This is a genomic window from Bradyrhizobium sp. USDA 372 (genome assembly GCF_053629095.1).
The window spans coordinates 6,087,021-6,099,614 of sequence record NZ_JBRJHR010000001.1; the positions used below are offsets into that span (position 1 = coordinate 6,087,021).

General features: G+C 64.9%; 11 protein-coding genes and 1 pseudogene. 7 read left to right on the forward strand and 5 right to left on the reverse strand.

From position 1 onward, the window contains the following. Positions 1–9: 9 nt before the first annotated feature. Positions 10–588, reverse strand: coding sequence for a MarR family winged helix-turn-helix transcriptional regulator (locus tag AB7M16_RS28475; RefSeq protein WP_453945738.1), 579 nt, complete (start codon positions 586–588; stop codon positions 10–12). Positions 589–1,197: 609 nt separating this feature from the next. On the opposite strand from AB7M16_RS28475, the gene AB7M16_RS28480 reads away from it, so the two are divergent. Further along, a complete protein-coding gene (locus AB7M16_RS28480; RefSeq protein WP_453945740.1) occupies positions 1,198–2,085 on the forward strand; it encodes a dienelactone hydrolase family protein in 888 nt (295 codons plus the stop codon). 57 nt (positions 2,086–2,142) lie between these two features. Here AB7M16_RS28480 and AB7M16_RS28485 read toward each other — a convergent pair whose 3' ends face one another. Further along, a complete protein-coding gene (locus AB7M16_RS28485) occupies positions 2,143–3,411 on the reverse strand; it encodes a serine hydrolase domain-containing protein (protein WP_453945742.1) in 1,269 nt (422 codons plus the stop codon). Between the two features lie 121 nt (positions 3,412–3,532). Further along, positions 3,533–4,381, reverse strand: coding sequence for an SDR family oxidoreductase (locus AB7M16_RS28490; protein ID WP_453945744.1), 849 nt, complete (start codon positions 4,379–4,381; stop codon positions 3,533–3,535). A 155-nt stretch (positions 4,382–4,536) separates the two neighbouring features. On the opposite strand from AB7M16_RS28490, the gene AB7M16_RS28495 reads away from it, so the two are divergent. After that, the gene (locus AB7M16_RS28495; protein WP_453945746.1) at positions 4,537–5,271 is read left to right on the forward strand and encodes an HAD family hydrolase; all 735 of its coding nucleotides are present in this window, start codon (positions 4,537–4,539) and stop codon (positions 5,269–5,271) included. Positions 5,272–5,317: 46 nt separating this feature from the next. Here the strand turns inward: AB7M16_RS28495 and AB7M16_RS28500 are convergent, their stop codons facing one another. Continuing rightward, complete coding sequence (locus AB7M16_RS28500) at positions 5,318–5,725, reverse strand: nuclear transport factor 2 family protein (RefSeq protein WP_212254458.1); 408 nt, start codon at positions 5,723–5,725, stop codon at positions 5,318–5,320. A 94-nt stretch (positions 5,726–5,819) separates the two neighbouring features. Further along, positions 5,820–7,304 (reverse strand): mannitol dehydrogenase family protein, encoded by a 1,485-nt coding sequence (locus AB7M16_RS28505; RefSeq protein WP_453945748.1) that lies wholly within the window; start codon positions 7,302–7,304, stop codon positions 5,820–5,822. Between the two features lie 143 nt (positions 7,305–7,447). Between AB7M16_RS28505 and AB7M16_RS28510 the strand changes: the two genes are divergently transcribed. The 5 genes and pseudogenes from AB7M16_RS28510 to AB7M16_RS28530 all read left to right on the forward strand — a co-directional run bounded on the left by AB7M16_RS28510 (position 7,448) and on the right by AB7M16_RS28530 (position 12,584). After that, positions 7,448–8,257, forward strand: coding sequence for a FadR/GntR family transcriptional regulator (locus AB7M16_RS28510; RefSeq protein WP_453945750.1), 810 nt, complete (start codon positions 7,448–7,450; stop codon positions 8,255–8,257). Between the two features lie 82 nt (positions 8,258–8,339). Beyond that, positions 8,340–9,293 (forward strand): annotated as a pseudogene (locus AB7M16_RS28515) (sialic acid TRAP transporter substrate-binding protein SiaP); the annotation flags it as partial. Positions 9,294–9,548: 255 nt separating this feature from the next. Next, positions 9,549–10,127, forward strand: coding sequence for a TRAP transporter small permease (locus tag AB7M16_RS28520; RefSeq protein WP_260382479.1), 579 nt, complete (start codon positions 9,549–9,551; stop codon positions 10,125–10,127). Positions 10,128–10,131: 4 nt separating this feature from the next. Next, on the forward strand, positions 10,132–11,538 hold the full coding sequence (locus tag AB7M16_RS28525; RefSeq protein ID WP_172786924.1) for a TRAP transporter large permease: 1,407 nt from the start codon (positions 10,132–10,134) through the stop codon (positions 11,536–11,538). After that, positions 11,535–12,584, forward strand: coding sequence for an L-idonate 5-dehydrogenase (locus AB7M16_RS28530; protein WP_453945752.1), 1,050 nt, complete (start codon positions 11,535–11,537; stop codon positions 12,582–12,584). The genes AB7M16_RS28525 and AB7M16_RS28530 overlap by 4 nt, the downstream gene beginning before the upstream one ends. The last annotated feature ends 10 nt before the right edge of the window (positions 12,585–12,594 follow it).

The following is a 12,594-nucleotide window of genomic DNA, read 5'->3' on the forward strand; positions in this document are numbered from 1 at the left end:
AGCGGCCTACTATTGGCGGTGATGTTCGAAGCTGGTGCACAGCAGATCGACCTCCGCCTCGGCAATCGGCGCGCGAAACAGGCGGCAGCTGAACTCGGCCGCCGTCTTGCTGTCGGTACCGGCGCGATCCTCCCGCAGGAAGATGCACCGCTTGCAGACGTCGGTGTGGTGCCGCTGCTCGGCGGAATCGGAGTGGTCAAGCACGTGCCGGAACGTGTCACGGAAGCGGATCTTGACCTCGTCACCGAGAACGGCAATCGCTTCGACGAGGACGTTGACGGGGTCGCGCACCAGAAACTTCTTGCCCTGCTGGGTCACGCTCAACGTCACCGACCGCTTGTCGGTGGCCGAGCGCTTCCGCTCGAGATAGCCGAGCCGCTCGAGCTCGCCGATGATGAACGAGGCGGTGCCGCGCGTGGTGCCGACGTAGCTCGCCAGCGCCGAGGGGGTTCGGGAAAACCGGTTGGCGCGGGAGAGGAAGCGCAGCGCCATCCATTCGCGGTCGCGCAAACCATGCTTGGTGCCTTCGAACCACAGGATGCGTGCGGCCTGCTCCAACAGTTCTATCGATTCGCGCGCCAAATTCATTTCAGTTCCAGGTCGGATAAACTTTATTCAATTGAGCCTTGGGTAGCGCAATCGGGCGGACGGGAATGGACCCGCTTGCGCTTCGTCGTCCGTTGCCGGCGAGCGTCGCGCGTCGCGGGAAGAAGCCTCTGCGTTTCCGAAGATGGAACTTCCGGCCGTGGAACTAGGGTGTCACAAAGAAAGACCGAGTAAATCGCGCGGCCCAGATCTTCCGAAAATTTCAATCAAATGACGGCGGTTCGCACGTGAATTGGTGATGACGCACGGTGCACGAACAACATGATGTTTCACTATCGTCGCCGGGATTGCAATTTGTTGCCGCAGAGCCTGTCGGGTGCGCGAATAGGAGCATTCTCTGCAGCGCCAGGAGGCCTGGCGGCAGGGAAAGAACCGCTTCTTTCGGTTAATGGATGCTGCGATGCAGTGCAGCTAGACGGTTAAGTCCGGCACACGATCGGGCTCCGGCGGCCGGCGGACCGGTGCTCGCCAACGAAGGGGTGAGGCGGTGAGCCGTGTCCTCGCAGGCTGGTGAGTTGCCTTTGTCCCGCAATTATTGGCGAATGCGGCGCCCGAGGGGCATCAGCATGGGAATCAGGAATGGGAAGATCGATGAGCTTTGAAACCACCATCACATCCGACGTCATTGGACTGACGAAAGTCGCCCCGCTCTCGCGCCGCGGATTCATGAGCGCCACCGCAGCCGTCGCCGCTGGCTACACGCTCGCGGCCGGTCCGGTCCGGGCCGATATCGTCACGACGGATACCAGCGGCCTCCAGGCCGGTGATGCCAAGATCAAGGTCGGCTCCGAGGAAATGCCCGCCTATTTCGCCCGCCCGGCCGGCAATACCAAGGCGCCGGTGATCATCGTGGCGATGGAGATCTTCGGCCTGCACGAATACATCAGGGACGTGACGCGGCGCCTCGCCAAGCTCGGCGCATTCGCGGTCGCGCCCGACTATTATTTCCGCAAGGGCGTCGACCTGACCAAGGTCGCGGACGTCAAGGAGCTGCTGCCGGTGGTGAATGCGAAGCCGGACACGGAGCTATTGTCGGATCTGGATGCTGTGGTCGCCTGGGCAGGATCGCAAGGCGGTGACGCAACGCGGCTCGGCACCATCGGCTTCTGCCGGGGCGGCCGCACGGTCTGGGAATATGCCGCCCACAGCGGTGTGCTCAAGGCGGGCGTTGCCTTCTATGGGACCCTGGTCGATCCCGCCAACCCGTTGTGGCCGAGGAGCCCGCTGCAGCTCGCGCCCGAGATGAAGGCGCCGGTGCTCGGCCTCTATGGCGGCGCCGATACCGGCATTCCCGTCGCCCAGGTCGAGCAGATGAAGGCAGCGCTTGAGCAGAGCAAGAAGCCGGCCGACTTCAAGATCTACCCCGATGCGCCGCACGGCTTCCATGCCGATTATCGCGGCAGCTATCGCAGGGACGCCGCGGAGGATGCCTGGAAGCAGGCAGAGGCCTGGTTCAAGAAATACGGCGTGTTGAGCTGACGCTCAATCAAGAGGGCGGCCAGAGCGGCCGCCCTTTCTCTTCAGGGCGTGACGATCTCACTTCGTCATCGCCCCGTAGACGATGTCCTGGACCTGCTCGCGATAATATTTCCTGAGCTCACCGGGCGCCGCCGTCCCTACCACGACGACGAGACGTTCCTTGGGATCGCAGAAGAACTGCGTCCCGTAAGCTCCGTTCCAGGTGAATTCGCCGGGATTGCCGGGGACCGACGATAATCCTTCGGCCGTCCGGACCGCGACCGAAAGGCCGAAGCCGAAGCCACCGCGATGCGGCTCGACATTGGCGACGTTGTTCTTGATCTCGGGGCCGAGATGGTTCGTCGTCATGTGACGGACCGTCTTCGGACCGAGGATGCGCTGACCGTCGAGCTCGCCGCCGTTGAGCAGCATCTGTCCGAAGCGGATGTAGTCGCCGACCGTTGCGAACGAGCAGGCGCCGCCGCACTCGAACTTGGTCGGGGTGTCCAGGAGCTTGATGGCCTGCGGCTTGCCCGTCAGCGGATCGTTCGCGAAGGGGCGGGCGAGGCGCGGGCGCTGCGCGTCGGTCGGATGGAAGGTCGCATCCTTCATGCCGAGCGGCTGCCAGACATTGGCGGCGAGATAGTCGCTGAGCTTCTGCTCGCTGACCTTCTCGACGACGGCGCCGAGCACGTCGATCGAAAAGCCGTATTCGAACTCGGTCGAGGGCTGGTGCGCCAGCGGCAGCTTGGTGAGGCGATCGATGAAGGCCTGGGTGTCGCCTTCGATCGCCGGCGCTGTGCCATCGGGATACTGCCGCGCCACCGGGCTCGACGAGTCCGGACGGCCGCCATACATCAACCCCGACGTATGCCGGTAGAGATCGTGGATGAAGATCGGCGAGGCCTGCGGCTCGAGCTTGAGCGAACCGTCGGCCTGGAGAACGGCGACCTTCATGTCGGCGAAGCCCGGGTAGTAATCGGACAGCTTGGCCTGGAGCGGCAGCCGTCCCTGCTCCATCAGCGTCAGGCCGGCGACCGCTGCCATCGGCTTGGTCATCGAAGCCAGCGCGAAGATCGCATCGATCGGCATCGGCGTGCCCTTGGCCGGGTCGAGCTGGCCATAGGCCTTGTAATGGACGAGCTTGCCGTCACGGGCGATGGCGACCACTGCGCCGGGCACGCGCTTGGCCGCGATCTCGCGCGCGAAGAAATCATCGAGGCGTGCAAGGCCCTGTTTCGAAAATCCGACATCGTCGGGATTGGCTTCGGGCAGCGGCGCGGCGCGCGCGGCGCTGAGCGTGACGACGGCAATCGTCGCCGCGATCATGGCGATCGTCTTGTTCATGCATCCTCCCAAGGGGCGAGCTCGTTGTGTGGTGGCTCGCTCGACGCCTAGATCATGACCGCGCAGGCACGGAGTCAAGCGCGGGTAAGGCATGTCTGGCAGGCATCGGAGCGTAGGAACCCTATCGTCCTTCGCCCGCGCGCCAGAGCGAGTCGAGGCCGTGCCGATAGGTGGGATGGACAAGCGTGACGCCGAGCTCGCGCTTCAATTTCGCATTGGAGACCCGCGCGCTGCTGGCATAGAAGCTGCGGGCCATCGCCGACATCTCGGCGGTGGCGAACGCTTCTTCCGGCGGCGGCGCCACGCCGATCAATTGCGCGGCATAGGCGATCACGTCCTGCGGCGGCGCGGGCTCGTCGTCGCAGATGTTCCAGGTGCCGCCGCGCCCGTGCTGGATGGCGGCCATGAGGGTGCCCGCGATGTCGTGGACGTGGATGCGGTTGAAGACCTGTCCCGGCTTGATGATGCGCCTCGCCGTTCCCGCGCGCAGCATCGTAAGCGCGTTGCGGCCGGGACCGTAGATGCCGGCAAGCCGCAGGATCGCCGCATCGCCGCCCGTCGCATCCGTCCAGGCCTGCTCTGCCGCGATCCGCATCCGTGTGCGGTCGAGGACGGCCTGCGGCGGCGTGCTCTCGTCGACCCAGCTGCCCGCGTGATCGCCATACACGCCGATAGTCGAGAGATAGACGACCTTGCAGCGGTTTCCCTTGAGCACGCCGCCGAACGCCGCGATCGCGGGATCGCCGGTGCTGCCGGGCGGGATCGACACCAGGAGGACGTCGGCGTCGCGAACCCGTTCAACCGTCTCGGGCGACGGATCGCTACCGGAAAACGGATGCACCTCGATGCCGGCGAGATCGTTCCGCTGCGCGGGATCGCGCACGGTGCCGGCGACATGCGAGAAGCTGTCGCCGTGCTTGCGGACGAAGTGCCGGGCACTGTAGCCGAGGCCGAGAATGAAGAGCCGCATGCGCCTCCTGTGCAGGTCGAAAGTTCCCGTTCGCGCCGTCATGCGCAGTTCGCTCATAAGAGATTTTTGGGTCCGACAAAAGATATTGCGATTTGTCTCCCCCACAGGCTCGGTCGATGCTCGCTTCTCGCAGCATCGGAAGGGAGGGATCGATCATGCAGGCCGAAGCGTTGGTTCAGTCGCCAGCAGGCGCCGCCGAATTGATCCGCCGCGCGGCCGCGCTGATCTTCGACGTTGACGGCACCCTGGCCGAAACCGAGGAGCTGCATCGGCAGGCCTTCAACCTTGCCTTTGCCCGCTATGGTCTCGACTGGCAGTGGGAGCGCGAGGTCTACAAGGACCTGCTGCGGGTGACGGGCGGCAAGGAACGCATGCGCGCCTACCACAAGAGGCTCAAGACCGCTGCGCCGTTGTCGGATATGGACATCGCAGAGCTTCACCGCATCAAGACCGCGCACTATGCCGAGCTGGTCGAGACTGGTCGTTGCCCCTTGCGGCCGGGCGTGACGGATCTGCTCACGACCGCGAAGGCGAGGGGCCAGAGGCTTGCGATCGCGACCACCACCTCGCACGGCAATATCGATGCGCTGCTGTCGCAGGCGCTGGGCAAACGCTGGGCTGCGGATTTCGACGCGATCGTCGCCGGCGATGACGTCAGGCACAAGAAGCCGGCGCCGGACGTCTATTGCGAGATCCTGGCGCGGCTGAAGCTCGAGGCATCCGATTGCGTTGCGATCGAGGATTCCGCCAACGGTCTGGTCGCGGCCTCGCGTGCCGGCATCCCGGTTCTGATCACCCGCAGCATGTTCTTTGGCGACAATGACTTCACCGGGGCGCATGTCGTGCTGGACGATCTGTCGGAACTTTCGGACCGTCCAACAAAAAACTGAAAAACAACCCCATGCACAGTAGATCACGCTCGCGTGATCGCCGTGCTCAGTGGACGCGATGACTGGCCCTATCGTCCTCAGCCTGCTCGACAATCTGCGCGATCGGGCTGGACTGATGGTGCACCAGGCGCCAGTCGTTGCCGACGCGGCGAAAATGGTTGGCGGCAGCCAACGCAGTGCCATCCACGATCTCGATGCAGAGCACGCGGGCGCTGTCGCCGTCGATGATGGCCTGCGGCTCGGCGCAGACGATCTGCGGCCGCTGCGGGTTTTGCAGGATGTCGCGCCAGCTTCCGATCACGGTGGCGCGTCCGATGATCGCCGGCCAGCCGGGATGGATGCAGGAGATGCCGTCGTCGTCCGCCCACATCCGTTCCATGCCGGCGAAGTCGCCCGTTGAAAAAGCGGCGTAGAAGGCCGCGTTGGCGGCGATGACCTTGGTGTCGTTTCCCATCGCTCTCGGGTGGGGCAACGACGGGCAAAAATCAAGCGCGACTTCCGTCGATTTTGGCCGCAGTGCAGCATTCAAGATGCTGCCGGCGTCGTGGTCACGCCGAAACGTGCGTCGCCACGGCCCGCCGTGCGCCGTCGGCATAGAGGCGGCCGAGCGCCACGGTGATGGCCTCGCGCAGGCGCGGCTCGGCGCCGAGCGGCCCGAACACCTTCGCCACCCCCAGCAGTGCGGGGGCCAGGCGCTCGGCAACGGGCCCCGCCTCGCGCGCCAGCGCGGCGAACTCCCCGGCGAGCGGATCGCGCACGTCGATGGCGCGGCCCTGCTCATCGACGCCGCTGACATAGCGCATCCAGCCGGCGACCGCGAGCGCATGCGTTGCGATCGGCAGGCCCCTGGCAAGGCGATCCTGCATCGCGCCGAGCAACCGCTGCGGCAGCTTTTGCGAGCCATCCATGGCAATCTGCCAGGTGCGGTGATGCAGCGCCGGATTGGCGAAGCGCTTGAGCAGCGAGGCGCGATAGGCGCCAAGGTCGGTGCCCACGGGCATCGTCAGCGTCACCGCGGCCTCTTCCATCACCCGTGCGGCGAGGCGTGCGAAGTGAGGATCCTGCATGGTGTCGGCGATGGTCTCGTAGCCGGAGAGATAGCCGAGATAGGCGAGCGCGGAATGGCTGGCGTTGAGCAGCCGCAGCTTCATCAGTTCGAACGGCTTGACGTCGCCGACGAGCTCGACCCCCGCTGCGGCAAGGTCCGGCCGGCCCGCGGTGAAGCGGTCCTCGACCACCCATTGCGTGAACGGCTCGGTCATGACGGGCCAGGCGTCGCGCATGCCTAGCGCGGATGCGACCGCATCGCGATCGGCATCCGTGGTTTCCGGCACGATGCGGTCGACCATGGTCGAGGGGAAAGCGACCGTCTCGGCGATCCACTTGCCGAGATCTTTCGAGCGCAGCGCGGCGAACTGCGTCACGATCCGCTGCACGGTGTGGCCGTTGGCGGCGAGGTTGTCGCAGCACAGCACGGTGAAGGGCGAAAGACCCTGCGCCCGCCGCCGTGCCAGCGCGGCGACGATGAAGCCCGGCGCCGAGCGCGGCGCGTCGAAATTGTTCAGATCATGCACGATGTCGGGATGCCGCTCGTCGAGATCGCCGGTCTGCGGCGTGTGGCAATAGCCCTTCTCGGTGACGGTGAGCGAAACGATGCGGGTGGAAGGATCGGTCATCCGTTCGACCAGGGCTGCCGGCTTCTCGCGCGCGACGACACTGTCGAGCAGTGCGCCGATGACCCGGTGCTCGGTACCTTCGGCGGCACGCACGGCGACTGTGTAGAGGTGGTCCTGCGGGGCGAGCGCGTCGCGCGTATCCGGGCTGCGCAGGCTGGCGCCGACGATGCCCCAGGACGTCGCTCCTGCAGCAAGGCAATCGTCGATGACAACCGCTTGGTGCGCGCGATGAAATGCCCCCAGGCCGAGATGCACGATGCCAGGCGTGAGGCGCGATCGGTCATAGGCCGGACGGCGGATGGCAGGTGCCAACCGGTCGAGATTGGCGCGACCAAGGCGCATCGAGCTCTGGCGCATGGACGTCTCCCCTTTGCTTTGCCGCTGCTTGACACGGCGCCCGTATCAGGTCAATGCTCTGGTCAATTGGTAAGACCAATTTTCCAAAATTGGCGGGCCGCGGGCGCCGGGAGGCGGCGCGAGACCCTTTCGGGAGGACCAGCGTGCCGCTGGAAGCTGTGGAGGCGAGACGGCTCTATCGCCAGGTCGCCGATCAATTGCGAAGCCTGATCGACAGCGGCGAGTACGCGGTCGGCAGCCGCTTGCCGACCGAGCGCGAGCTCGCCGAACAGCTCAAGGTGTCGAGGCCCACCGTGCGCGAAGCCCTGATCGCGCTCGAGGTCGAGGGCCGCGTCCGCATCCGCGTCGGTTCCGGCATCTATGTGACCGAGCCCGCCGACGCCGTGCCGGCGCCATCAGCGATCATCGAAGGCCCGTTCGAGCTGCTGCGTGCCCGCGAATTCCTCGAAAGCGCCATCGCAGAGCAAGCCGCGCGCGTGGCGACCAAAGACGACATCGACCGCATCGACGCCGCGCTCGTCGCGATGGAGAATGTCGACCATCCTGGCGAAGCCTCGATGGTTCATGACCGCGCCTTCCATATCGCCATTGCGGGATGTCTCGGCAACGCCGTGCTGGTGCGGGTTGTCGGCGAGTTGTTCGACCAGCGCCTCAATCCATATTTCGCGCAGCTAGCGCATTATTTCGAGAACCCCACCACGTGGCGAACCGCGCTCGACGAGCACCGGGCCGTGCGCGACGCGATCGCTGCGCGCCGGCCGCTGACGGCCTATGACGCCATGCGCGATCACCTCGCGCATTCGCAGGAGCGCTTTGCACAGAATTTTGGTGCCGAGACATCAGCAGAAGCAGCGGCTGCACGGAAGCAGGCGGCGCCGTCCGCGGTTCAGCCGGCGAAATCAAAACGACCGCCGAAGAAACAGGCCAAGAGCGGCAGCTCGCGGCGGCGGTGAGATTGGGCGGCTCGCATCCATGCCGGGGCGAGCCAACAAGAAGCAGACTTGAACGATGGAGGAAAAGTCGATGTTGAAGAAGATGACGATTGCAGCAGTGATTTCCGCCGCCACGCTGTTGGCGGCGACCAGCCCGAGCCTGGCGCAGACCAAGCTCAAATGGGCCCACGTCTACGAGACCTCGGAGCCGTTCCACACGGCGTCGGTCTGGGCCGCCCAGGAGATCGCCAAGCGCACCAACGGGCGCTACCAGATCGAGGTCTATCCCGCCTCGCAGCTCGGCAAGGAAGCCGACATCAACCAGGGCCTGTCGCTCGGCTCGGTCGACATCATCATCTCCGGCTCCAGCTTCGCCGCCAAGAGTTTTGCGCCGATCGGCGTGACCTATTATCCCTACACCTTCCGCGATGCCGATCACCTGCTCGCCTACACCAAGAGCGACATCTTCAAGGAGCTCGCCAAGGGCTATGAGGACAAGAGCGGCCACCACATCGTCGCGGTGACCTATTACGGCGTGCGCCAGACGTCGTCGAACAAGCCGATCAAGACCTGCGCCGACATGAAGGGTCTGAAGATGCGCGTGCCCGATGTGCCCGCCTATCTCGCCATGCCGCGCGCCTGCGGCGCCAACACCGCGCCGATCGCGTTCGCCGAAGTCTATCTCGCGCTCCAGAACGGCACCGTCGAGGCGCAGGAGAATCCGCTGACCACCATCGAGGCCAAGAAGTTCTACGAGGTGCAGAAGCACATCGTGCTGACCGGCCACATCGTCGACCACCTCAATACCGTGATCGCCGGCGCGCTGTGGAAGAAGCTCTCCGACGAGGACAAGAAGATCTTCACCGACGTGGCGCAGGAGGCGGCAGCCAAGGCCACGGGTGAGATCAAGCAAAACGAAACCAAGCTGGTCGCCTTCTTCAAGGACAAGGGCCTGACCGTGACCGAAGTCGACAAAAACGAGTTCCGCGACACCGTGCTGAAGAACGTCGCGTTCGAGACCTTCGGTTACCGCAAGGCGGATTGGGAGAAGATCCAGGGCGGTGAAATAAGCCAGACCCTCATGGTGAGGAGCGCGAAGCGCGCTCCGGACGATGCTTCGCATCGCCGGGCGAACCATGAAGGCCCCGGTGCCACCTAGGTGTCGCCTGGGGCCATCCTTCGAGACGCTTGCTTCGCAAGCTCCTCAGGATGAGGAGCGGAGCGAGGTTACGCAGCAGAACTCGTTCGAGGTTCCGGGTTCGACGCTGACGCGTCGCCCCGGAACGACGTGAGAGAGGTTTGAGAGGTACCCATGTCCACCGCCGAAATCCACCGGCAGATCACCGCGGACGAGATCGCCCATACCTTCGAGGAGGAGGCGACGCCGAAGGTCGATCTCGGCGTCTACGCGTTCGAGGACTGGGTCGCGCTGGCGATCTTCTGGGTGATGGCGCTTGCCGTCTTCCTGCAATTCTTCACCCGCTACGTCCTCAACGACAGCTATGCCTGGACCGAGGAGATCGCGACCTATTGCCTGATCGGCGTGGTCTTCATCGGCTCGTCGATGTGCGTGCGGCTGTCGCGGCACATCCAGGTCGACCTCGTCTATCGCTACCTGCCGCATGCCGTAGGGCGCGTGCTGTCGACGGCGATCGACCTGATCCGGATCGCCTTCTTCGGCTACGCCATCAAGCTGGTCTGGGTCTACATCAAGATCATCGGCGACGAGCAGATGACCACGATCAATCTTCCCAAGGACTACGTCTATTACGCCGTGCTGCTCGGCTTCGTGCTGATGTTCGCACGCTCCGTGCAGGTGGCACTCCAGAACTGGCGGCAGGGCTACTCGGTCCTCGAACGTCCCGGTGCCTACGACGGATCGGAAGGATAAGACCATGCTGCTGTTGCTCGGAGGCTTTCTCCTTCTGATGCTGCTCGGCGTTCCCGTGGCGATCGCCATGGCCGCGTCGTCGCTGCTCTACATCCTGGTCAGTGGCGTGACGCCCGACGTCACGCTGGCGCAGCGCATGATCGCCGGCGTGGAGAGTTTTCCTTTGCTCGCCGTGCCGTTCTTCATCCTGGCCGGCAATCTCATGAACATCGCGGGCGTGACCGGGCGCATCTACAAATTCGCCGTCGCGCTGGTCGGGTGGATGCGCGGCGGCCTCGGCCACGTCAACATCATCGGCTCGGTGATCTTCTCCGGCATGTCCGGCACCGCGATCGCGGATGCTGCCGGCCTCGGCACCATCGAGATCAAGGCGATGAAGGACCACGGCTACTCCACCGAGTTCTCGGTCGGCGTCACCGCGGCCTCGGCGACGCTCGGGCCGATCATTCCGCCGTCACTGCCCTTCGTGATCTACGGCATGATGGCGAACGTCTCGATCGGCGCGCTGTTCCTCGGCGGCGTCATCCCCGGCATCGTCATGACGCTGCTGATGATGGCGACCGTCACCTATTTCGCGCACAAGAACAAATGGGGCAGTGATACGCCGTTCTCCTGGCCGCAGCTCGGTTCGGCCGGCCTCGAGATCGCCATCGTACTCGCTTTCCCGCTCGCAATCTGGCTGATGGTCGTTGCCGGCATGTCGGTGAACATGGCGGTCGTCATCGGCCTCGGCACGCTGCTCCTGATCGACTGGTATTTCGACTTCTCCGCGGTGATGGCGCTGATGGCGCCCGTGATCCTGATCGGCGGCATGACGCTCGGCTGGTTCACGCCGACGGAAGCCGCGGTCGCGGCCGTGATCTGGTCGCTGTTCCTCGGCCTCATCCGCTACCGCACCATGACGCTGAAGACCGTCGCCAAGGCGACCTTCGACACCATCGAGACCACGGCTTCGGTGCTGTTCATCGTCACCGCCGCCTCGATCTTCGCCTGGCTGCTGACGGTGTCGCAGGCGGCGCAGATGCTCTCGGACTGGATGCTCAGCATCACCCACAACAAATGGGTGTTCCTGGCGCTCGCCAATGTGCTGATCCTGTTCGTCGGATGCTTCATCGACACCACGGCGGCGATCACCATCCTGGTGCCGATCCTGCTGCCGATCGTGCTCAAGCTCGGCATCGACCCGATCCATTTCGGCCTGATCATGACGCTGAACCTGATGATCGGTCTGTTGCATCCGCCGCTCGGCATGGTGCTGTTCGTGCTCGCCCGCGTCGCAAAGCTCTCGGTCGAGCGCACGACGGTGGCGATCCTGCCCTGGCTGGTGCCGCTGCTGCTCGCGCTGATCGCGATCACCTATATTCCCGACCTGACCCTCTGGCTGCCTAAATACATGGGACTTTCCAAATGACCTCGACCGCTCTCGCCGCGACCCTGTTCGGCCCCGAAGACCTGCGCATGATCGAGCATCCGCTCGACAAGCTTAGCCAGGGCATGGTGCGCATCCGCTTCGGTGCCGGCGGCATCTGCGGCTCGGACATGCACTATTTCCGCCATGCCCGCACCGGCGACTTCGTGGTGAAGTCGCCGCTGGTGCTGGGACATGAGATCTCGGGCGAGGTCGTGGAGATCTCCGGTACCGCCGCCAATCTGAAGGTCGGCGACCGCGTTGCCGTCAATCCGTCACGCTGGTGCGGCCATTGCGTCGCCTGTCGCGAGGGCCGGCCGAACCTGTGCGAGAACATCTATTTCATGGGCTCGGCCTCAAAGACGCCGCACATGCAGGGCGGCTTCGCCAATTATTTCGACGCGATCCCCGCGCAGTGCGTGAAGATCCCGGATCACGTGTCCTACCAGGCCGCGGCGCTGGCCGAGCCGCTCGCGGTCTGCCTGCACGCGGTCGCGCGCGCCGGCAAGATCGAGGGCAAGCGCGGCATCATCTTCGGCGCCGGCCCGATCGGGCTTTTGACCATGCTCGCCGCGCACCGCGCCGGCATGGCTGACATCACGGTCGCCGACATCGCGCCGGCGCCGCTGGCCTTTGCGACCAAGCTCGGCGCCTCCCACGTCGAGAACGTGTCGGGCGGTGAAGAGGGCCTGAAGGCACAGGCTGCCGCGCGTCCTTACGACGTCGCCTTCGAGGTCTCGGGCACGGCTGCGGGCCTTGCCAGCGCGATTCAGATCGTCAGGCGCGGCGGCGTCGTGGTGCAGATCGGCAATCTGCCGGGAGGCCAGATCCCGACACCGTCGAATGCCGTGATGGCCAAGGAGATCGACCTGCGCGGCTCGTTCCGCTTCGGCTTCGAGTTCATGAATGCGGTGGAACTGATCGGCAACGGCAGCGTCGATGTGCTGTCGCTGGTCACCGCCGAGCGGCCGCTCTCGACCGCGCCCGATGCGCTGCGGCTGGCGCTCGACCGCTCGCAGAGCGTCAAGGTCGTGCTGACCGCGAACTGATGGGAGGCAG